Raw genomic sequence first — 20,130 nt, forward strand, 5'->3', positions numbered from 1 at the left:
CGATGGTGGTGCAGTCGTGACCCCGACCGCGGGCGTCACCGCGTGCGCGACGCAGGACAGGAATGACTGGATCCTGCGGTCTGTCGACCTCGAGGCATCGGTTCACTCAACGTCGTCGAATGCCGAGAATGCCGCAGGGTCGACTGCCGTGAGAACGCTGGCCGCAAGAGGTCGATCACTCGACGTGCACCTGGACCTGATCCGACGGCTCGGCGGGCTGACCAAGCGATGAAACGTCCGCGGGGAGCCTCACATGTGCGTTTGTGCATCTGGGTACGGCGCATGAGGGGCGCTCGAAGGGCGGGCAGGCTCCTGCGACAAGGGTAGGAGTGGGCCCATGAACATCGGGGACAGCGTCCAGAACGGCTTCGACAGGTTCTTCGGCTTCTTGCCGAACCTCCTCGGAGCGATCGTGATCCTGATCATCGGCTACATCGTGGCCAAGGTCGTCAGCGGCATCGTCGCCAAGCTGCTACTGAAGATCGGATTGGACAGCAAGCTGCAGGAGTCCCAGGGCGGCCGTTTCGTCGAGCGCATGATGCCCGGCGCGAGCGCATCACGTGGGATCGCTCGCTTGCTCTTCTGGTTCGTCTTCGCGTTCTTCCTCGTCGCAGCGATCAGCGCCCTTCAGATCATCGCCCTCACCGTCTTCATGAACGATGTCTTGAACTACCTGCCGAACGTGATCGTCGCGATCCTCATCTTCGTGGTGGCGGCGCTCATCGCCGGCGTAGCCGGGACCGCAGCCGCGCGACTGATGGGCGACACGCCGACCGGCCGCATCGTCGGCACCGTCGTGCCGGCCCTGGTCATGGTGATCGCGGCCTTCATGATCCTCGACCAGCTCAAGATCGCCCATAACATCGTGACCATCGCCTTCGCCGCGACGATGTTCGCGATCGCGCTCGGCCTGGCCCTGGCCTTCGGCCTGGGCGGACGCGACGTGGCACGCCGGATGCTGGAGGATGCCTACCAGAAGGGCCGCGAGCAGCGCGAGCAGGTGCGCCGCGATGTCGAACTCGGCCGCGACCGCGCGGACGGCCGCTACGACGCCCTGAGCGACGGCGACTCGCCGCACACGACGCGGACGACCTCGGTGCCGGGCTCGAGGGTCACCGAGCGAAGCTACGGAACCGGAGGCACCTATGAGACCGGCCGCGGCGGTGCGAGCGGTGCGACCGACCCGACGTACGGTGGACAGAGCTACCCCGAGTCGGATCGACCGCTCTGAGATCGCCCTTCGAACCAAGCGCCTTTCGCGGCGGATGCGCGGTGGTGTCGAGCGTCGCTCAAGCCGGGTCGTGCGGGGTCGTGCGGGGTCATGGCCCCTCGGCCCCACGCCGGCGGTCGCGCGATCGGCGACCCAGCCGATGAACTGCTCGGCCGCGCGCTCCTGCGGTTAGCGACTGGCTCGCGGCCTGTCAGCGGATCGCCGCAATAACGTTGCTGCTGAACGGAGGGCGGTTGTGACGAGCATCTCGGAGCAGACTGGAGTCGACTTGGGAGCACCCGGGCATAGGTGACCGTGTGAAGCTTCATGCTGCCGGCACTCAGAGTCCCACCCTCTGCGGCACGGACGCCCCACGCACGCAGATCGTCACCGACGACGACCTCGTCACCTGCCAGTGGTGCCGGGCCCTCATCGGCTGACACCCGATGGGAGCGTTCCCTGTTCGCGGGACAGGACGCACGGGCCGTGGCCGGGTCTCCACAGAGCCCTGGTGACCCGAGACGCCAGGGGCTCGCCCTCTGGCGTTTGGAGAGGGATCGCCAGCGGCCAGCGTCCCCACGCGTGTCTGCGCCCCGTCACGCCTCGTGCGTGGCGGGGCGCTCTGCCGCCTCCGGTAAGCCCCGACACAGGGAGGGCCTGGGGAATGGCGGTCCCCGCGCCGGGGTGCTCAACGAGTGTTGGAGGATGTCTGGTGAACCACGCTCGATAGGCAAATGACGCGGTTGCCGTCGGCGTTGTCGACACGGAGCTGTATGTCGAGTCTGCGTAGCCGGCCTCCGACTCCGTGTAGGCCCGTTTCCCTCATGCACGCACAGCGAGCGCATGGCGATGCTGCACGCCCACAAGGTCCACGTCGTCTATCGCTCGCCCTTCTGGCGGGAGAAGGGATTCAGCGGCGCCAGCATGAGCGACTCGAGCCCGCTCATGCTCACCTTCGATGACACGCCGCCCGGGGAGGGCGGAAGGTGTGCTCGTCGGCTTCGCCCGCGGCGACGGCGCGAGCTACGAGCACCTCCCCGCTCCGATGCCGGAGGACGCGGATCGTCGCCGAGAGACGGTGCTCGCGGGCCTGGCGCGTGCCTTCGGACCCGAGGCCCTCGAACCCATCGGATACCACGAGATGAACTGGACCGAGGAGCGCTGGACCACCGGCTGTGTGCCGATCTGGTCACCCGGACTGCTTGCTGACAGGGACCGCCAGGGGCGTTTGGCTTGTGCGAGGAGCATGTCGCTTGGTCGCTGCGATCAGCCGGCGACGCTAGTCGGAGGGGCTCGGAGGTTCGCCGTTCCCAGCATTCGCCGCTCGGGCGCGAGCGAGAGCATGCGCTGCGACGAGGTCGCACGTTGCGCAGCCGTAGCCGAACTGAGCGTTGCTGGAGCCGCCATGGCACAGAGCCGACACAAGCCGTTTGAGTGTCGCGCGCCACCCTGCGGCGCCACTCGGCCCCACGTCTGCCGGCTTGGTCGACACAGTGATCGGCTCCTCCTTCAGGTGCAAGCACGGAACCGCGTGGTTCCACCTTAGGGACGCGTTCGGTCGAGGACCAGAGCTCGGGGTGCCGTGGCGTCAGTCAAGCAAGCACTCGAGGTCGGCGGTGCGGAACAGCAGCTGCCCGCGCTCGGTCTGGCACTTGACGCGCATGGTGACGCCGGTATCGGCGATTCGATTTCGCTCCTGGACCAGCAGGTCCAGCGTGCCGGCGTCCATGAACGTCAGCTTGTCGAGCACCACGATGACCTGGCGATAGCCGCTGCCGACAGCCCCATCCAATGCTCGGCGAAGCGCAGGAAGGGTGGAGATGTCGGCCTCGCCGAGCGCGGTGACGACGACCGTGTCGGGGTCGGGGCATTGAACGTCGATGCGCAGCAGCTCAGTTGACGACGTCAGGTCAGAGGACTGGGATTCGTGCGGCCGGATCGACTCTACCCCATTTCCCAGCATCGACGCCCACGTCCGCACTGGCCGCGATCGAGACCGGGAAGGTCACCACCGTAGTCGATGGAGCGCGGTGCTGAAGCGTTCAGGTTGACTTCATGCACCGTCCTGCATCCTGCTCCCCATGTCACAGACATCTGACGCACTGAGTCGCTCGACCCCGAGCGTGGGCGCCACCATGCTGAACAAGGTCCCCGAAGTCACGATCTGGTTCTGGGTGATCAAGATCCTCTGCACCACCGTCGGTGAGAGCTTCGCCGACTACATCAACGAGACGCTCGGATTCGGACTGACGAACACGATGCTGCTCTTCACGGGCATCTTCATCGTGGTTCTCACCGTGCAGATGCGCACCAAGCGCTACGTCCCGTTCCCCTACTGGCTCACCGTCGTCGTCGTGAGCGTCGCGGGGACCCTGTACACGGACATGGGAACCGACCAGATCGGCATCCCACTGTGGCTGAGCTCGACCGTGTTCGCGGTGCTCCTGGCCCTCGTGTTCGGAATCTGGTGGCTCCGCGAGCGGACCTTGTCGATCCACAGCATCAACACGACGCCGCGCGAGGCTTTCTACTGGCTGACCGTCCTGGTCACCTTCGCCCTCGGCACCGCGACGGGTGACTGGACGCTGGAGCTGACCAACTGGCCCCCGGCGCAGTCGGTGCTTCTGCCGCTCGGCCTGATCGCCTCCATCGCCGCGCTGTGGAAGTGGGGCGCCAACCCGGTCCTGTCGTTCTGGCTCGCCTACATCCTGACCCGTCCGCTGGGCGCGAACATCGGAGACTGGCTGGCCTCACCGAAGGTGGCGGCCAACCCCGGCGACCCCGTCGGGCTCGGCCTGGGCACGCTGTGGACCAGCCTGATCTTCCTCGGCGCGATCCTCGCCACGGTCATCTACCTGACCGTCAGCCGCAGCGACGTCGTCGAGACCTACGAGGCGATCCACACCCCGACCGTGACGACCAACCCCCATCGGGAGCGCCTCGGTCTGGTCGGCATCGTCGTCGTCGCCATCGCGGCGGGCGGCGTGATGATCTGGGGGCACAACCAGCCGCACGCCACCTGCGACCCCACCGGCGCGAGCGAGACGATGCCGGCATGTCCCAAGGCGGCGTTCAGCGCCGCCCAGACGACGGCGGCGGTTGCCAAGTACAAGACGATGGCGCAAACGGCGGTCGCGCAGGACAAGGCCGGAAACGTGACCGCATCTCACGCCACGGTGCAGAAGATGCGAGATGACTGGGACGCAGACTCGACCTCCCTGCAGGCCGTCAATCAGAAGACGTGGACGCTGCTGGACGGCCAGATGGACGCAGTCCTCAAGACCTACGCGATCGACCACGGCAAGATCCAGCCTGCTCCCCCGGGACAGCAGGAGAAGGAGCTCGGCACGCTTCTCAGCGACCTCAACCAGCACGCGTTCTGATCAGCAGCGACGGGACTGCCCGCGTGGCTGCCGCATTGACAGCCACGCGGGCACGGTCTCATCAAGGCCGAAAGTTGAACGCGTGAGGACGCACCCACCGTGGCAACGGCGTCAGCTAGGTGGCTGTGGCGAGGACAACGACGTTGGAGTTGTAGCCGTGACCGTTCCAGTCCTCGCAGGTGACCAGCGCAAGGCGTCCGGGCACGACCTGCGAGAAGACCTCCTGGGCGTGACGCGAGAGGCTCGCCTTGGAGTAGAGGGTGACGGTCTCCACCCGGTAGTCGAGCTTCCCCTTGGTGGTCGTCACGCTGACGTGGTCGCCGGCGCGCAGCCGCCCGAGGTCGTTGAACACTCCTCCGCCTGTGTGGACCGTGTGCCCGGCGATGAGCGCGGTCCCGCGGGCGGATCCCGCGACCGCTCCGCCCTGCCACCAGCCCACGCGGTGGAAGTCGGCCGGAGGCTCCAGGACGCCTGCGTCGAGAGCGACCGGGTTCACCGGCGCGGAGATGCCGAGGGTCGCGATGTCAACACGCAACGGGGGTCCGGCGTTCTCGGCTCGCCGTACACGCTGCGGCGTCGGCCTGGCCGCCCATGCGGCGGCCTCCGGGGAAGGCGGCGCCGGAGTGGCACCTCCAACGACCTTCGCGACGCTGCTCGGTGTCTCGACCGGGACGTTGACGTGGCGGAGGTGCGGCGCGGCGGCCCCGCCGGCCAGCAGGGCGGCGCCGAGCGCGGCAGGGACCCAGATGAGGCCCCTGCCGCGCTCGCTCTTGCGGTGCCTAGGCCCGGTGGGCACCGCGCCGCGACCCTCGTGCCATCAGCCAGCCGCTGAGGAGCAGCAGCAGCGCTCCCCCGGCGAACAGGCTGCGCGAGAGCTGCTGGGACATCGAGGACGTCCCCGGCTCACCGGCCAGGCCGGCATTGATGGAGGTCGGCACGGTCGACTCGGCCGCCGACACGCCCGTCGGGCCACCGCTCGACGCTGTTCCGGCGCTCACACCGGCAGCCGTCCCCGCACTGGTTCCCGCACTCACTCCGGCGCCGGTGCCGGTGCTCACCGTGTGCGTCGTACCAACCGTGGAGGTGTGTCCGGCGCTGGCAGTCGGGAAGGTGTGGGTGAAGGTCAACGACTGCACGCCGCCCTGGAGGGTGTAGCCGGTCTCCGCCGTGGCAGTGACGACCACGGTGGCGCCGGGGGCGACGCTGCCGGAGGTCACCTGGAAGGTCACGTGGTCACCGGCGGTGTCGCGAACACCGTTGACATAGCCGGTCCAGCCGGCGCCGTGGCCATGCGACCCGTTGGTGAAGACCACCGTCGCGACGAGCGAGGTGACTCCGCCGCCCGCACTCACCTGAGCGAAGGTGTGGGTGAAGGTCATCGTCGTCTTTCCGTGCGGGAACGTGTAGCCGCTCTCCGCGGTGGCGGTGATCGTCACCGTCGCACCAGGAGCAACGGTCCCCGAGGTGACCTGGAAGGTCACATGGTCGCCCGCGCTGTCGGGCTGGCCGTTGACATAGCCGGTCCAGCTCGGGCCGTGCTCGGCGGTCGCCTCGGTGAACCGCACCCAGGCGTGCAGCACGGTCGTGTCACTGGACGGCACCTGGCAGAAGGTGTGGGCGAAGGTCATCGTCGTCCGGCCGCCCGGGAATGTGTAGCCGCTGTCCGCGGTGGCGGTGATCGTCACCGTCGCGCCAGGAGCAACGGCGCCCGAGGTGACCTGGAAGGTCACATGGTCGCCCGCGCTGTCGGGCTGGCCGTTGACGTAGCCGGTCCAGCTCGGGCCGTGCTCGGCAGTCGCTTCAGTGAACCGCACCCAGGCGTGCAGCACGGTGGTGTCACTGGACGGCACCTGGCAGAAGGTGTGGGTGAAGGTCATCGTCGTCCGGCCGCCCGGGACCGTGTAGCCGCTCTCCGCGGTGGCGGTGATCGTCACCGTCGCACCAGGAGCAACGGTCCCCGAGGTGACCTGGAAGGTCACATGGTCGCCCGCGCTGTCCGGCCGCCCGTTGACATAGCCGGTCCAGCTTGCACCGTGGTCACTGGTCGGGTTCGTGAACCGCACCCAGGCGTGTACGACGCTCCGCGAGCGCACGCCGCAGTCCGAGGGGCCACGCTTGAAGGTGTGGGTGAACGACCTGGTCCGGGCTCCACCGGCGAACGAGGCGCCTGCATGTGCCGTCGCTGTCACGGTGATCTTCTTGCCAGCCGCGGCAGCACCCGCGGTGACGTGGAACGTCGCCGCACTGTCGTCGCCCCCGCTCACGAAGCCGTGCCACCCGGCCGACCCGTCCTGGCAGTCAGGGTCGTGGAAGCGGACGCCTGGCGCGACGTGGTGCGTGACACCCTGTGCACCATGGTGTGTGGCGTGGTGTGCGCCGCCGTGTGTTTCGTGGCGGTGCGCCTGACCGGCATTGGCCGGTCCGACACCCACGCCGACCCCCATCATGAGCAACAGGGCGCCGAGGCATCCCAGCATCGCGGCGAAACGGGACATCCGTGTCCGAGGATGCCTCGTCGCCCGTCCGTGGTCTTTCATCGTTTCCTCCCAAGGAAGCAAGTGCCCTGTGCGGGCGTCTCGTCGACGGCGCAGAGCCATCTCTTCCCAGGCGAGGAGTCGGGCATGACGAAGTGAACGCGCGCATGCTCGCGCCCGGCCATGTCGTGGCCGGAGGCCCTCCCCTGGGCGATCGTCGGAGTCCCACGTTCCGACTCGTGTCGATTACCCCTGCGTTGCGGCGACCATTCGGGCCACGCGGGGACCCCCAGGCGATTTACCGCAGAAGGGGGAAGTGGCTGTGCCGGCCCGTTTGACGACGGCAGTGTTGGGCCACCAAGCGGCTTCGATTCCGTCTTCGCTCACGTCGAGCCCGGTCTCGATGACGCGCGCGTCCATTGTGGTCACGCTGCGCTTGGTCTCCGTACTGTGGGGCTCTGAGTCACCGATCTCGGGGCAGGGTGGATGAGTACCAGGACAGGGGACGCGCCGCAGGCGCGTCCGGCTTCGGCGGCGGGCGCCTTCACCCCGCGGCGCACCCGCGGCTGGGCGCACCGCATGTATCTCGGCGCCGCCGTCCTCGCCGCGGTGGTGGCGCCGCTGAGGTTCGCTGAGCTCGGCCATGCGCGCACCCCCGGTGGTGGACTTCTGCCCGCGGTGGTTGTCATGGCTGCCTCCGTCCTCAACGTCGAGATCGGCCGAGCCCTCGAGGGCGGGGTGTCGAACAGCCAGCGACCTCACAAGGCGCTGTCAGCCTGGACCTTCGCCACCTGCCTCCTGCTGTCACTGCCGTGGCTGCTTCCTGTGGTGGCGTTCACCTACGCTCACGCCTGGTGGCGAGGACTGCGAGTGCCCGTCTGGAAGTGGGTCGGCTCCGCTGCGTTCCTGGTCCTGTGTGGCACGGCGGCGGCGGTCGCGGCATCCGTAGTGGCCGGCCGCGACATGGACCTGATGCAAGGCTCGGGTCTGCGAGGACTGCTGGCCGTGCTCGTCGGAGCGGCGACATTCCTCGCAGTCGAGACGCTCCTGTTCCATGGCAGCGCCTACATCAACGACCCCGCCGACGAGGTCTGGCTGCGGAACACGCTTCGCAGTCGGTCGTTCTACCTGACGGAGGGCGGCGTCCTGCTGGTGGGTGGTCTCTCGGCCGCCATCTGGACCGGCGCCCCCTGGTTCCTCCTTCTTCTTGTCCCCGTCTACGCACTCACTCAACGCGCCGCGCTGCATGCCCCGCTCCGTGAGCGCGCTGATGGCGACGAGAAGACCGGGCTCCTCCGCTTCGACGCATGGCGGCGCCTCGCCGAGCTAGGCGTGCAGCGCTGCCAACGCCGACACGAGCCGTGGAACGTCATGTTCATCGATGTCGACCACTTCAAACGCTTCAACGACACCTGGGGACACTTGGCCGGCGACCGCGCGCTCGTTGCTGTCGCACGAACCATCGCCCAGGTTCTCGCCGCTTCGGTCGGACAACGCGCAGTGCTGGGACGCTTCGGCGGCGAGGAGTTCTGCGTCTTCATCGAGAGCCCCGACCACGAAGCATCGGCAGCGGCCGAGCAGATCCGTGTCGCCGTCTCCCATCTCGACAGCTCCGAGCTCGGCATCCCGCACGGCGAGCAAGTCACCATCAGCATCGGCATGGCAACAGTCAGACCGGGTGCCCCCGCCCGGTTGCCGTCGGTGTTGGAAGAGGCTGACCACGCGCTCTTCCACGCCAAGGAAGCCGGGCGCAACACCACCGTCACGCAAGTCGTCGCCGCCACCCCCCACCCGTGACCGCCATCGGCAGCGTGACCGTCGGTGGCGACCAAGCAGTTGAGCCAGATGTCGTACGCCGCGTCGTAGATCCCAGTGCAGGGTGTCGTTGCGGTGCACGTTCTCGCGCGTCGACGCCACGGCCTCGCCGCAGACCGGTTTCACTCCCCACGGGAGGTGTGTCCGCCACACTGCTCTCGTGAGCAGTACGGACGCAGGGGTGGGCGTGGTGGTGCTTCTCGCGATCGCGTTCGACCTGACGAACGGCTTCCACGACTCGTCGAACTCGATCGCCGCGCCGGTGGCGACCCGGGCCATGGCGCCAGGCACAGCCGTGACCGTCGCGGCGGTCTTCACCATCCTCGGGCCCATCCTGGCCGGGACGGCCGTGGCCGACACGGTCGGGGGCCTCGTCGACGTCTCGAGCGACACGACGTTGATGATCCTGTTCGCCTCGCTCGTCGCAGCGCTCGCGTGGAATCTGGCCACGTGGTGGTGGGGACTGCCGTCGTCGTCCTCCCATGCGCTGGTCGGCGGGCTCGTCGGAGCCGGCATCGCCGTGGGCGGCCTCGACGCTGTCCACTGGGGAGGGTTCGACGGCTGGCGGCCGGTCGGGGTGGTCGGAGTGCTCTCGGCGCTGGCGATCTCACCCCTGCTCGGAGCCTTCGCCGGGTGGTCCGGCGAGCTGCTGGCCAGGCGGTCGCTCCGACGTGCGCGCCGCGGCGTGACCCGGACGATCCTTCGAGGCGAGTGGCTCACGTGTGCGGCGCTCTCGTTCGCGCATGGGACGAACGACGCTCAGAAGACCATGGGCGTCATCACCTTGGCGCTCGTGGCAGGCGGCTCGCTCCCCTCCTTCGTGGTGCCCTTGTGGGTGAAGGTCGTCTGCGCGACGGCGCTGACCGTCGGCACGGCCCTCGGGGGGTGGCGCATCGTGCGCACCGTCGGCCGCGGCATCTATCGCATCCGGCCGCTGGACGGGTTGGTCAGCCAGGCCTCCGGCACCGTCGTGATCGGCGGGGCGGCGATCCTCGGAGCGCCCGTCAGCACCACCCATGTCGTGGCGTCCTCGGTCGCCGGCGTCGGTGCAGGGCGCCGGTGGCGGCACGTACGGTGGCCGGTCGTCGGCGAGATCGGGCTCGCCTGGCTGGTGACCCTGCCGGCCTGCGCGGTCCTGGGGCTTCTCCTGGCCCTCCTTGAGAAGGTGATCCTGTGACGAAGCACTGGTTCCTGCCCCAGAGCCCTGACGTGATGGCGACGCTCCTGTCGCAGGCAGACATCACCTTGGCCGGCGCCACCGCGTTCGGACGGTGGGCGCGTGGAGATCTCGTGCAGGAGGAGCACGTTCGCGAGTGCGAGCACCGCGCCGACCAGGTCCGCCGGCGGCTCAGCGTGGAGCTGCGGGAAGCCTTCAGCACCCCGGTCGACCAGGAGGACCTCTTCACGTTGTCGGAGCGTCTGGACGCGGTCCTCAACGGCCTCAAGAACATCGTCCGGGAGGCCGAGAGCGTCGCGCAGGGTCCCGACGCCCACATCGCGGCCATGGCGGGCGAGATCGCGACAGGCGTCCACCACCTCCACCGGGCGATCGAGCATCTGGCCACCGGCAAGGACGCCGCCACGCGCGCGGCCGACGACGCGACCTCCTGCGAACGGCGGATGGAGAAGCTCTACCGGACCGCCATGCAGGGGCTCCTCGCCATCGAGGATCTGCGGGAGGTGACGGCCAGAGGCGAGCTCTACCGTCGCACCCTCGACGTCGGCGAGCGCATCAGCCGGGTGGCCGACCGCATCTGGTACGCCGTCGTGAAGGAGACCTAGCCCCCGCAGAGTCCGGCATCGCGCAGCGTGAGGTCTGGCGCACGGAGGCGTGAGCGAGTACACCAAGAGAGAACCGACAATGGTCGGGCGGCTCCGTCCGACCTGCTCCACCACTGAACACCGCTCCGTGGGGGCCCATCATGACCAGAATCATCGGGCTCGTCGTCGCAATCGTCGCGACCCTGGCCCTGACCAGCCCGCCAGCCACCTCGCTTCCCGACTGGACGACCAGCCCCACCACGTCGGTCGGCCCGAGCGCCGCGCACCCTCGCATCGTCAACCTGCGCTACGCACAGCACCGACACTTCGACCGGGTCGTCATCCGCATCGAGGGCCGCATCCCCGGTTATCGAGCCACCTACCGCCGGCACTTCTCCTATGACGCGTCGGGACTCCCGGTGCCCATCCGTGGCGGCCTGCAGGTCGTGCTGACTCCGGCCTACGCCCACAACGGCGCCGGCGATAACATCTATCGTGGTCCGACGCTGACCCGACCCGGCTTGCCGGCGCTCAAGGCGATCGCGATGACCGGCGACTTCGAGGGACAGGTGACGTTCGCGTTCGGGCTCCGGCCGCGGCTGACGCCGTACCGGATCTTCCGACTGCACGAGCCCCAGCGACTCGTGATCGACTTCAAGCACTCGACCTGAGCACCAGCCGAACAACCACCCGTCTAGCGCATGGTTGCCAACGTCACGGCGAAGTCGCCGTTGTCGTCGGTCCAGATCCTCGTCACCCCGAAGCCGACCGCCTCCAGCTCGGCGCTGATCGAGCTGACCCGGAACTTCGTCGAGATCTCCACGCGTATCTCCTCTCCGGCCATCAGCTCGAGCACCAAGTCGGCGCCCGGGACGCGCACCCGCTGCGGCACCTCGGACCGCAAGCGCAGGTCCATGCGCTCCATGTGGGGGTCCCACAAGGGGACGTAGGCGAACGACGCCGGGTCGAAGTCCGCGCCGAGCTCGCGGTTCATCACCGTCAGACAGTTCCGGATGAACGCGGCGGTGACGCCGGCGTCGTCGTTGTACGCCGCGACCAGGCGGTCGGCGCTCTTGACCAGGTCCGTGCCGAGCAGCAGCGAGTCGCCCGGTCGGAGCTGGTCAGCCAGGGCCCCGAGGAACGCTGACCGCTCCTCGAAGTAGAGGTTGCCGATCGTGCCCCCGAGGAAGGCCACCATGCGGCGGTCCTCCTGCGGCAGGTGCGGGAGATGCAGGGTGAAGTCTCCGACCAGGGCCGCGACCTCGAGTCCCGCATATCGCGCGGCGATCTGGCCGGCGGCGACTCGCACCGCCTCCTCGGCGACGTCGACGGGCGTGAACCGGGTCAGCCGGCCGTGTGTCGTGAAGGCATCGAGGAGGAGGCGGGTCTTCTCGCTGGTCCCGCTGCCCAGCTCGATGAGCGTTGTCGCTCCGCTGATCGTCGCGATCTCGGCGGCATGTGCCTCGAGGATGGCGTGCTCGGCGGCGAACGGGTAGTACTCCGGGAGTCGGGTGATCTCCTCATACAGCGCCGACCCGTGGTCGTCATACAGCCATTTGGGCGGCAGCGTGAGCGGATGGCGGCTGAGACCGCGCCGCACATCCGCGGCCAGACTGCTGTCACGGCCGCCGTCGAGCAGCACCTCGACGCGCGGCTCCCGAGCCTCGCTCATCCCCGCTCCTCCGAGCCGCTCGGCACCCCGCCGTCGGCGAGGCGGACCCCGCTGAGCGCCCAGCGCGAGCGGGGTGGGAAGAAGTTGCGATAGCTGGCCCGAGCATGGCCGGGTGGCGTCAACGCGCACCCGCCCCGCAGCACCATCTGGTTGGACATGAACTTGCCGTTGTACTCGCCGATCGCCCCGGACGGCGGATGGAACCCGGGATAGGGCAGGTAGGCCGACGACGTCCACTCCCAGCAGTCGCCGAACACCTGACGCAGATGACCGGTCCTCGGGCCGGCCGCCCGGGGGTGGTAGGTCTCGGTGTCGGCGAGATTGCCGTCCACCGTCTCGGCCGGCGTGCCGAGCGCACGCTCGGCGTCTCGCCGGACGCCGTGCTCCCACTCGGCCTCGGTCGGGAGTCGACGCCCCGCCCAGGCGGCATACGCGTCGGCCTCATAGTGGCTGACGTGGCTGACCGGCAGGCCCGGGTTGACCGGCCAGGTGCCATTCAACGTGTGCTCGAACCAGACGCCGTCGACCAGGGACCAGTAGAACGGGGCCCGCCAGCCCTCGTCCTGCACCAGCGCCCAGCCGTCCGAGAGCCACAGCTCGTGCCGCTGGTAGCCACCGTCCGCCATGAACTCGAGCCATTCCCCGTTGGTGACCAGCCGGTCGGCCAGCCGGAACGGCTCGAGGTGCACCTCGTGGAGGGGCAGCTCGTTGTCGAAGGAGAAGCCCTCCCCGCGGTGTCCGACCTCCACCAGACCGCCCTCGACGTCGACCCAGCCGAGCTCGTCGGGCTCGCAGGTCGGCCCGGGCGAGCCCGAGTAGACCGGGCGCAACGGGTTGAGCGAGAGCACATGCTTGATGTCCATGAGCAGGAGCTCCTGGTGCTGCTGCTCATGGTGGAAGCCGAGCTCGAGGGTGTCGGTCAGCTTGCCGAGGCTGCCCTCGTCCAGCGTGAGGACGAGATCTCGGATCCGGTTGTCGACGTTGCCTCGGTAGAGGGCGACGTCATGCGCGCCCGGTCGGCTGATCACGCCGCGCTGAGCCCGGGAATAGCGGGGACCGACCGCCTCGTAGTAGCTGTTGAACAGGAACCAGTACGTCTCCTGGAAGGGCTGGAACCCGGGCTCCTGCTCGGCCAGCACGAACGTCTCGAAGAACCACGTGACGTGCGCTCGATGCCACTTGGTCGGCGAGACGTCCGCCATCGACTGGACCGTCTGGTCCTCCGGCGAGAGCGGCGCCGCCAGCCGCTCCGTGTGAGCCCTGACCTCGTCGTAGCGGGTGACGAGCGCATCGGCGGTCCAGTCAGTGGTCATGAGAGCCTCCCTGGGGGACGGACGGACGATCTGCCCGCCGAGCCCGCATCGATGAGCCTAGGAGGGCCCACCGACAATGCCCAGACCCCGATGTCGCCATCCCGGCGTCAAGATGTCTCCATGACACTCGACGTCGCGCGCATCCGTGGTGACTTTCCCGCCCTCGCGGAGGGCATCGCCTACTTCGACGGTCCCGGCGGCACACAGGTGCCGCGCCAGGTCGCCGAGGCGATGGCGCGCACGATGACCTCGGGGATCTCCAACCGTGGCGTCGTGAGCGCCGCCGAGCGACGGGCCGACGAGGTCGTGCTCGGCGCGCGGCACGCCGTGGCCGACCTCCTGGGCTGCGACGCGGGCGGCGTGGTGTTCGCACGGTCGATGACTCAGGTCACCTACGACATCTCCCGTGCGCTGGCGAAGGAGTGGCGGGAGGGCGACGAGGTCGTGGTGACGCGGCTCGACCACGACGCGAACGTCCGGCCGTGGGTCCAGGCGGCGGCGTCCGTCGGTGCCGACGTGCGGTGGGTCGGGTTCGACCGGGAGACGGCCGAGCTGGCCGTCTCCGATGTGCGCGAGCAGCTGTCCGACCGCACGAAGCTCGTTGCCGTGACAGCTGCGTCCAACGTGCTGGGCACGCGCCCGGACCTGGCGGCGATCGCCGAGGCGGTGCACGAGGCCGGCGCCCTGCTGTACGTCGACGGCGTGCACCTGACGCCACACTCGCCGGTCGACATGCAGGCGATCGGGGCCGACTTCTACGCGTGCTCGCCGTACAAGTTCTTCGGCCCTCACCACGGCGTCCTCGCCGCGGCCCCGGACCTGCTCGAGCGGATCCACAACGACAAGCTGCTGGCGTCGACCGACGCGGTGCCGGAGCGGTTCGAGCTCGGCACGCTGCCGTATGAGACGCTGGCCGGCACGACGGCCGCGATCGACTACGTCGCTGGCCTCGCCTCGGACGCGACGGACCGCCGCACCCGCGTGCTGGAGTCGCTGCGGGCGGTCGAGCGGCATGAGGAGCAGCTGTTCGCGCGGCTGCTGGAGGGGTTGCGCGGGCTCGACCGCGTCAGACTCCACGGCCACCCGGCGCGGCGTACGCCGACCGTCTTCTTCTCCGTCGAGGGACGTGACCCTCAGATGGTCTACGAGCGCCTGGCGGCCGCAGGCGTGAACGCTCCGGCCAGCAGCTTCTATGCGATCGAGGCGTCGAGGTGGCTGGGCTTGGGCGACGCCGGCGCCGTACGCGCCGGGATCTCCCCCTACACGAACCTCGACGACGTCGAGCGGCTCATCGCGGGCGTGGCAGAGCTCGGCTGACGGAGCGCCATCGTCGCCGCACACCACACCACCGGGTACAGGCGCTGGCGACCGGCGGCGAGGAGTTTCTGGTGGTCCTCGCCGATGCGGACGTCGAAGACGCGCGCGCCGCCACGTCCGCCATCCGGCGCCGGGCGTCGATCGTCACATCACGGTCAGCGTCGGCATCGCGCTCCTCCCCGAGCTTGGCCGCGGGCCCCGAGCCTCCAGGCCGCTGCCGATCAAGCGCTGCACGCCGCCACGATCAACGGCCGTGACCGGGTCGAGGTGTCTCACCAAGGACCCAGCGCGGACGCTGCGGCGCCCACGTACCCGCTCGGAGCGAGGCGATCTACGGGCGCGCCACGAAGACGGTCCGCTGCCTCACCTGCTCCACTGTCTTCACCTCCACCGCCAACCCGAGCAGCCCTGGTCCGACGGCCGAGCAAAGTACGACGGAGGCGTATCGCGCGCCCGAGGCCGCCGGAGATGCAGGGGACCCCGACATCGGCACGCCCGGCGCGTCGGCCCGCCGAGAATTCGAGCGGCGCAAGACCAAGCGCGAAGCACGAATCCGCAGCCAGCATCCGAAGCTCGGCGGCCTCATCCTGGCGATGACTGACGACCCCCAGTCGACGACCGCGTGGCGGATTGGCGCTCTCGGCGAGGAACGGCTTGGCAATCGCCTCAACGAGTTCCGCGCTGACAGCATGCGTGTCCTCCACGACCGCCGTATCCCTGGCACCAAGGGGAACATCGACCACATCGCAGTGACGCCAACCGGTATCTACGTCGTCGACGCGAAGCGCTACAAGGGCCGTCCCACACTCAAGATCGAGGGCGGCATCTTGCGACCGCGGACCGAGAAGCTTGTCGTCGGTTCAAGGGACTGCACCAAGCTCGTGGACGACGTCCCTCAAGCAGGTCGACGTCGTCCGCGGCATCGTCGGCACAGACCTCGCGATCACAGGTGTCCTCTGCTTCGTCGGAGCCGACTGGCCGCTCATCGGCGGCGCCTTCACCATCCGCGGCGTCGAGGTGCTGTGGCCGAAGAAGCTCTATCCGCGCCTCGCCACCGACGGCCCCCACCGTGCAGAGTAGCGACCGTCCATGAGCGATTGGCAGCTGCACTCCCACCAGCATGACAGCCGAAACCGCAGGTTCGATGGCGTCCCACATCGCCCAGAATGGGCCACCCGGCTCTCGGTCATCTAGAGGTGATCAAACCCTCCAATTGCGTGTGTCGGCGACGGCTAGCACTTGTTCGATGCGCACACGGAGGAACGCCCCCAACCACCGCGATCAGGGACGGCTTGTCCCTGATCTTGCCCTCCTAGCCGTTCAGAATAGGTAACGTTTGGGATTCAGCAACCGACCTACCCGGGGAAGCAAGCGAACATGCCAGTTCCTAAGCGAGCCGTCGCCGACTGGCGCGCAACCGATGCGACGCGAAACCTTGTCGCAGATGTCCTGCTGGCGGCCAAGGTGGAGATCGACTACATTCACGAGGACCGCGATGACGAACTGAACTGGGGCTTGCTCCTGCGCCTGCCCCAACACCTCGCCGAGATCATAGGGTCGCAACGGGAAGTGCTGATGTGGGGAGCGCTCCACCGCCGATCTGAAGCCCGCGATGTGCAGGCCGCCATCACCTTTATGCGTCGACACAGTGTCCGATGCGCGCAAGATGTCATGGTCATTGTCTCCAACGATCCTTCAGGGGCTCCCGTCCTACATGAGGCAGCCGAGTCTGCGGGGCTTACCCTCCTGGTGCTGACCGCTACGTCGCTGCGACAGTTCCAACCCGTTGGTCCGAGGCCGCTGGGCGATGCAGTACGGGTTGGACTCTTCGCGCGCGACCTCTACGACCTCCGTTCGCCAGTTACACAAGGCGGCGACTTCTTTGGCCGCACATCGCTGCTCCGGCGACTTGAACGCAACATCACTCAAGGGCAATCCCACGTCGCATTGTTTGGGCTTCGCAAGATCGGCAAGACGTCGTTCATCCTCCGCCTACGTGAAGCCCTACGAAATCGCGAAGCAGGACTAATCGCTCAGGCCGACCTACAACGTTCTAACGCCATCAACCCATCAGCGGACTATCTGTTGTGGCTCTGGGCGAATCTCTGTGGGACGGCAACCGGCGGGTGCGCTCCACGAGTGGCCTCAAGTTGTTCGGCTGCTACGAGACGTACAGCGAGGTTCCGGACCGGGCGAGTGTATTCGAACTTTTCGACCATGACCTGCGAGTCGTGCATGAGCGGGTGAACCTGCCCATCATCATCATGCTCGACGAGATCGAACGGATGTTCCCGACGTCTGGTGACTCACTCTGGCGAACTGACTTCATTCGATTCTGGCAACTCCTGCGCGGCTTCGACCAAGAGCGCCCCGGGACGCTTCGATTCGTCATCTCCGGTACGAACCCACAGTGCGTTGAGAGTCACGCGATCTTCGGCGAGGACAATCCAATCTACAGCTACTTCTCCACGACCTACTTGGGTCCATTCAGTCAGGATGAGGCAGGAGACCTGCTGAGGACCTACGGAGCCCGGATGGGCCTCGAATGGCAGACTGCGGTGGTTGCCCGCGCCTTCAGTGACACTGGCGGCCACCCGGCCCTCCTTCGGACATTCGCATCGATGATGCATCGGAATAGCCATCCGCGTCGCGAGACTGTCACGCCCACAGTCGAGGACGCGCGCGATGTCTCTGCTAGATTCTTAACGGAGCAAGGTCCGCTGCTCGCGCAGATCGTCGCCATTCTTGAGGACCAGTACAGCGACGAATTTGAGATCCTTCGCATCCTGGCGCTAGGGCGCGTCCACGAGTTCAGGGAGATGGCCAAGGCCTTCTCGGAAGACACGGCACACCTCATCGGCTACGGGCTGTGTGGACAGCCGGACGAGACGACACGGGTCAGTTCCCAGCTCTTGCAGACCTATCTGCAGAGGCGAGAAAGTTTGGCTAAGGCCCCGGCACGCACGGGATCGGCAGTGGCTATGGTCGGCGTTGAAGTCGATAGCCGCTACCTCATCGAGTCACTCATATCCTCTGACGGGGGATTCGCGGACGTCTATCGCGCGAAAAATATTCGACCATCAAACGGAGCGCCTCAAACTGTAGCCCTTAAGGTGCTGCGCAACGGACGACTTTCGGTGCTCGAGCGAGAAGTCGAGGTTCTTCAACGATTCGAGCACCGCAACATCGTCCAGTTCATCGACTCCGGCCGTTTGCAGGATGGTGCCGTTTACCTTGCCATGGAGTACCTAGATGGCCTGACGCTCCGGGCCTACTGCGAAGCGGCGACGCGCCCTTCAGAGCAGCGCTTGATGACGTGGATGACAGCACTCCTAGACGCGCTTGTGCACATGCACCCCAAGGAATCGCAGCTTCGGCGGTTGCGCGCGGAATCCGGCACCGAGGAATCCCTGCAACAATTGCTCGAGTCGCGCTACGGCTACGTCCACCGAGATATAAAGCCGGAAAATGTGATCGTTTCAGATAGGGGCCCAGTGCTCGTCGATTTCAACATCTCGTCGCGAGTCAGTGTCGCCGTTGAGACGGTGAGTGCGACCCCTGGTTACCTTCCCCCCGAGCTGATCGGGACATCGTGGTCACCTCGGGTGGATATTCATCAGCTGGGGGTTACGATGCTTCAAGCAGCCGCCGGCGACGGATTGGTGGAGAGCAACCGCGACGATCTTGTTCTCGTGATGCGATCGACGGTGTCACCGAAGACCGCCGACTTCATCGAGAAAATGATGGACACTTCATCGGCTGGCTACCAGACGGCCTTCACGGCGCGTCGAGACGCACAGAAGATCCTCGATCAGCTCGGCGGCTGATCGAACTCGTCGAATGCGTCTTATCGCCGCCTGCCGGCGCGGCTAAGTGACCGGATCAGCCGAAAGTCGTGCGCACACGCCATACCCTTCCGGCATGCCCGATCAGATCATGTACCTCCGACTGAAGACCGGGTACGACACAGATCGCGGACCGGCGTGGATCGCTCGCGTGCGCTTCACGCGGACTTGGCGGACTGCTTATGTGCATGGCCGAACACTGGCGCGGGTCACCGGCACCGCCGGGGCCAACTTCGACTCGAACTTCTATGACGTGGACACCCACGAACGGTTCTGGATGTCTGGCCCGAAGCGAGATCGAACCGATGGCCGTTACTCCAGTCAGCAGCCCCAGGTCGACGACGATGTGCGCGAGGATGAAGCCTTCTTGGCTGGTGGACCATTGCCTGGCCGAGAGTCCGTGTAACCCCGGCCGCGCGTCCGGATCTGTCGCGTTGCGCGCCCGTGTCGCCGCACTGGTCTGCCCCGTCATTCTCTAACGTTGGCGGCGTGGCCAAGCCGAACGTGATGACCTTCGAGCGCCGCATCCCGGCGAACGCCGAGGCGGTTTGGGCTGTCATGGCAGATCCGCACGCTATGACCCGAACCGACAGATCGGCGCGGCTGGTCTCGACGAGCGGGGGTCCCGGGGAAGTGGGCTCCCGCTACAGCGTCGCCGTTCTCGGCGTCACCATGGAGCGGGTCGTCACCGAGGCCGTGACAGGCAGCCGCCTTGTGCTTCAGAAGCTCTCACCTGCGGATGGCCGCGTGCTCACGGAGTGGCGTGCCGACTTGCGGGACGACGGTGACGCGACAGTGCTCTCCTGGACTGTCATCGAGGCTCCGCCGCCTCTGCAGCTCAACCGGATGTCAGCACACGTCGCGCGCTTCGAGGTGCCAAGGTGGCTCGCGAAGGTAGAGCAGGAAGCACTGGCGATCGGGAACTAGGCCACGCCCGGCTCCGGCCGCATCACGCCCGCAGCGCCAACTCGTCGCCCGCCCGCATCTGCCGCTGACAGGACGCTCGGCGGGTTGCGTCTAGCCGCGTTCATCCCTTGATGTTGGAACTCGGAGGACCTACATCAGTCGCGTTCGCCGTCTGTCGCATCGACCCGCGTATCCGCCGCGTCAAGCCTAAGCCCGCCCAGCGGAAGCTAACGATCATTCTGCTGCGGACGGCCCATCGGCGCTATTGCAGTGAGCCCTTGTCTAGACAGATGTCGTTGGTGCCGTAACCGGAGAATCCCGGAACGACAACCTCGACGCTGTCGAAGCCGACGCACGTGTCGGTAAGAGTCATGTCTCGGATTGTCGTTAACGCAGATAGGACGCCCTCCTGAAGAGTCTCCGCTTGGCTACTT

The 20,130-nt window shown here is 67.4% G+C and carries 18 protein-coding genes and 2 pseudogenes; 14 read left to right on the top strand and 6 right to left on the bottom strand.

Annotated features, from left to right (window positions below; translation table 11 throughout):
- Nucleotides 1-337 precede the first annotated feature (337 nt).
- The 3 genes and pseudogenes from ACYQ1K_RS16490 to ACYQ1K_RS16500 form a co-directional block, all read left to right on the top strand.
- Nucleotides 338-1,231, top strand: a complete 894-nt coding sequence (locus tag ACYQ1K_RS16490) for a mechanosensitive ion channel family protein (protein WP_459984208.1) — start codon at nucleotides 338-340, stop codon at nucleotides 1,229-1,231.
- Between the two features lie 296 nt (nucleotides 1,232-1,527).
- A complete protein-coding gene (locus ACYQ1K_RS16495) occupies nucleotides 1,528-1,650 on the top strand; it encodes a hypothetical protein (RefSeq protein WP_459984209.1) in 123 nt (40 codons plus the stop codon).
- A gap of 509 nt (nucleotides 1,651-2,159) precedes the next feature.
- A pseudogene (locus ACYQ1K_RS16500) lies at nucleotides 2,160-2,756 on the top strand (FAD-dependent oxidoreductase); the annotation flags it as partial.
- A gap of 42 nt (nucleotides 2,757-2,798) precedes the next feature.
- Here ACYQ1K_RS16500 and ACYQ1K_RS16505 read toward each other — a convergent pair.
- Nucleotides 2,799-3,173 carry an STAS domain-containing protein gene (locus tag ACYQ1K_RS16505; protein WP_459984210.1) on the bottom strand — a complete coding sequence of 125 codons (375 nt, stop codon included), beginning with the start codon at nucleotides 3,171-3,173 and terminating at the stop codon, nucleotides 2,799-2,801.
- A 118-nt stretch (nucleotides 3,174-3,291) separates the two neighbouring features.
- Between ACYQ1K_RS16505 and ACYQ1K_RS16510 the strand changes: the two genes are divergently transcribed.
- A complete protein-coding gene (locus ACYQ1K_RS16510; RefSeq protein WP_459984211.1) occupies nucleotides 3,292-4,593 on the top strand; it encodes a COG4705 family protein in 1,302 nt (433 codons plus the stop codon).
- A 115-nt stretch (nucleotides 4,594-4,708) separates the two neighbouring features.
- Here the strand turns inward: ACYQ1K_RS16510 and ACYQ1K_RS16515 are convergent, their stop codons facing one another.
- Both ACYQ1K_RS16515 and ACYQ1K_RS16520 read right to left on the bottom strand, forming a co-directional pair.
- Nucleotides 4,709-5,389 (bottom strand): class F sortase, encoded by a 681-nt coding sequence (locus ACYQ1K_RS16515; protein WP_459984212.1) that lies wholly within the window; start codon nucleotides 5,387-5,389, stop codon nucleotides 4,709-4,711.
- The gene (locus ACYQ1K_RS16520) at nucleotides 5,373-7,088 is read right to left on the bottom strand and encodes an InlB B-repeat-containing protein (RefSeq protein ID WP_459984213.1); all 1,716 of its coding nucleotides are present in this window, start codon (nucleotides 7,086-7,088) and stop codon (nucleotides 5,373-5,375) included. Before ACYQ1K_RS16520 ends, ACYQ1K_RS16515 begins: the two co-directional genes overlap by 17 nt.
- A 465-nt stretch (nucleotides 7,089-7,553) precedes the next feature.
- On the opposite strand from ACYQ1K_RS16520, the gene ACYQ1K_RS16525 reads away from it, so the two are divergent.
- The 4 genes from ACYQ1K_RS16525 (at nucleotide 7,554) to ACYQ1K_RS16540 (ending at nucleotide 11,314) form a co-directional block, all read left to right on the top strand.
- A complete protein-coding gene (locus ACYQ1K_RS16525) occupies nucleotides 7,554-8,864 on the top strand; it encodes a GGDEF domain-containing protein (protein ID WP_459984214.1) in 1,311 nt (436 codons plus the stop codon).
- 178 nt (nucleotides 8,865-9,042) lie between these two features.
- Nucleotides 9,043-10,059 (top strand): inorganic phosphate transporter, encoded by a 1,017-nt coding sequence (locus tag ACYQ1K_RS16530; protein ID WP_459984215.1) that lies wholly within the window; start codon nucleotides 9,043-9,045, stop codon nucleotides 10,057-10,059.
- On the top strand, nucleotides 10,056-10,664 hold the full coding sequence (locus ACYQ1K_RS16535; protein WP_459984216.1) for a DUF47 domain-containing protein: 609 nt from the start codon (nucleotides 10,056-10,058) through the stop codon (nucleotides 10,662-10,664). The genes ACYQ1K_RS16530 and ACYQ1K_RS16535 overlap by 4 nt, the downstream gene beginning before the upstream one ends.
- Before the next feature lie 140 nt (nucleotides 10,665-10,804).
- Nucleotides 10,805-11,314: an AMIN-like domain-containing (lipo)protein gene (locus ACYQ1K_RS16540; RefSeq protein ID WP_459984217.1), complete on the top strand. Its 510-nt coding sequence runs from the start codon at nucleotides 10,805-10,807 to the stop codon at nucleotides 11,312-11,314.
- Nucleotides 11,315-11,337: 23 nt separating this feature from the next.
- Here the strand turns inward: ACYQ1K_RS16540 and egtD are convergent, their stop codons facing one another.
- Together egtD and egtB are read right to left on the bottom strand one after the other, a co-directional pair.
- A complete protein-coding gene (egtD, locus tag ACYQ1K_RS16545; RefSeq protein ID WP_459984218.1) occupies nucleotides 11,338-12,315 on the bottom strand; it encodes an L-histidine N(alpha)-methyltransferase in 978 nt (325 codons plus the stop codon).
- Complete coding sequence (egtB, locus tag ACYQ1K_RS16550; protein ID WP_459984219.1) at nucleotides 12,312-13,628, bottom strand: ergothioneine biosynthesis protein EgtB; 1,317 nt, start codon at nucleotides 13,626-13,628, stop codon at nucleotides 12,312-12,314. Before egtB ends, egtD begins: the two co-directional genes overlap by 4 nt.
- Before the next feature lie 120 nt (nucleotides 13,629-13,748).
- Between egtB and ACYQ1K_RS16555 the strand changes: the two genes are divergently transcribed.
- The 3 genes and pseudogenes from ACYQ1K_RS16555 to ACYQ1K_RS16565 all read left to right on the top strand — a co-directional run bounded on the left by ACYQ1K_RS16555 (nucleotide 13,749) and on the right by ACYQ1K_RS16565 (nucleotide 16,025).
- Nucleotides 13,749-14,945, top strand: coding sequence for a cysteine desulfurase-like protein (locus tag ACYQ1K_RS16555; RefSeq protein WP_459984220.1), 1,197 nt, complete (start codon nucleotides 13,749-13,751; stop codon nucleotides 14,943-14,945).
- A gap of 593 nt (nucleotides 14,946-15,538) precedes the next feature.
- Nucleotides 15,539-15,745, top strand: a pseudogene (locus ACYQ1K_RS16560) (nuclease-related domain-containing protein); the annotation flags it as partial.
- A 49-nt stretch (nucleotides 15,746-15,794) separates the two neighbouring features.
- Entirely contained in the window at nucleotides 15,795-16,025 is a 231-nt protein-coding gene (locus ACYQ1K_RS16565; protein ID WP_459984226.1) for a hypothetical protein, read from the top strand.
- A gap of 240 nt (nucleotides 16,026-16,265) precedes the next feature.
- Here the strand turns inward: ACYQ1K_RS16565 and ACYQ1K_RS16570 are convergent, their stop codons facing one another.
- The gene (locus tag ACYQ1K_RS16570; protein WP_459984221.1) at nucleotides 16,266-16,610 is read right to left on the bottom strand and encodes a hypothetical protein; all 345 of its coding nucleotides are present in this window, start codon (nucleotides 16,608-16,610) and stop codon (nucleotides 16,266-16,268) included.
- 422 nt (nucleotides 16,611-17,032) lie between these two features.
- On the opposite strand from ACYQ1K_RS16570, the gene ACYQ1K_RS16575 reads away from it, so the two are divergent.
- The 3 genes from ACYQ1K_RS16575 (at nucleotide 17,033) to ACYQ1K_RS16585 (ending at nucleotide 19,717) form a co-directional block, all read left to right on the top strand.
- On the top strand, nucleotides 17,033-18,772 hold the full coding sequence (locus ACYQ1K_RS16575) for a serine/threonine protein kinase (protein WP_459984222.1): 1,740 nt from the start codon (nucleotides 17,033-17,035) through the stop codon (nucleotides 18,770-18,772).
- 94 nt (nucleotides 18,773-18,866) lie between these two features.
- Nucleotides 18,867-19,196, top strand: a complete 330-nt coding sequence (locus ACYQ1K_RS16580; protein ID WP_459984223.1) for a hypothetical protein — start codon at nucleotides 18,867-18,869, stop codon at nucleotides 19,194-19,196.
- Nucleotides 19,197-19,279: 83 nt separating this feature from the next.
- Nucleotides 19,280-19,717 carry an SRPBCC family protein gene (locus ACYQ1K_RS16585; protein ID WP_459984224.1) on the top strand — a complete coding sequence of 146 codons (438 nt, stop codon included), beginning with the start codon at nucleotides 19,280-19,282 and terminating at the stop codon, nucleotides 19,715-19,717.
- Nucleotides 19,718-20,130 lie beyond the last annotated feature (413 nt).

The sequence above is a fragment of the Nocardioides sp. AN3 genome (assembly GCF_054653495.1).

Excerpts from the sequence above, each read along its gene's own strand:
- ACYQ1K_RS16580 (WP_459984223.1), top strand. The coding sequence starts at position 18,867 with ATGCCCGATCAGATCATGTACCTCCGACTGAAGACCGGGTACGACACA.
- ACYQ1K_RS16490 (WP_459984208.1), top strand. The coding sequence starts at position 338 with ATGAACATCGGGGACAGCGTCCAGAACGGCTTCGACAGGTTCTTCGGC.
- ACYQ1K_RS16505 (WP_459984210.1), bottom strand. The coding sequence starts at position 3,173 with ATGCTGGGAAATGGGGTAGAGTCGATCCGGCCGCACGAATCCCAGTCC.
- ACYQ1K_RS16540 (WP_459984217.1), top strand. The coding sequence starts at position 10,805 with ATGACCAGAATCATCGGGCTCGTCGTCGCAATCGTCGCGACCCTGGCC.
- ACYQ1K_RS16510 (WP_459984211.1), top strand. The coding sequence starts at position 3,292 with ATGTCACAGACATCTGACGCACTGAGTCGCTCGACCCCGAGCGTGGGC.
- ACYQ1K_RS16525 (WP_459984214.1), top strand. The coding sequence starts at position 7,554 with ATGAGTACCAGGACAGGGGACGCGCCGCAGGCGCGTCCGGCTTCGGCG.
- ACYQ1K_RS16520 (WP_459984213.1), bottom strand. The coding sequence starts at position 7,088 with ATGTCCCGTTTCGCCGCGATGCTGGGATGCCTCGGCGCCCTGTTGCTC.
- egtD (WP_459984218.1), bottom strand. The coding sequence starts at position 12,315 with ATGAGCGAGGCTCGGGAGCCGCGCGTCGAGGTGCTGCTCGACGGCGGC.
- ACYQ1K_RS16555 (WP_459984220.1), top strand. The coding sequence starts at position 13,749 with ATGACACTCGACGTCGCGCGCATCCGTGGTGACTTTCCCGCCCTCGCG.
- egtB (WP_459984219.1), bottom strand. The coding sequence starts at position 13,628 with ATGACCACTGACTGGACCGCCGATGCGCTCGTCACCCGCTACGACGAG.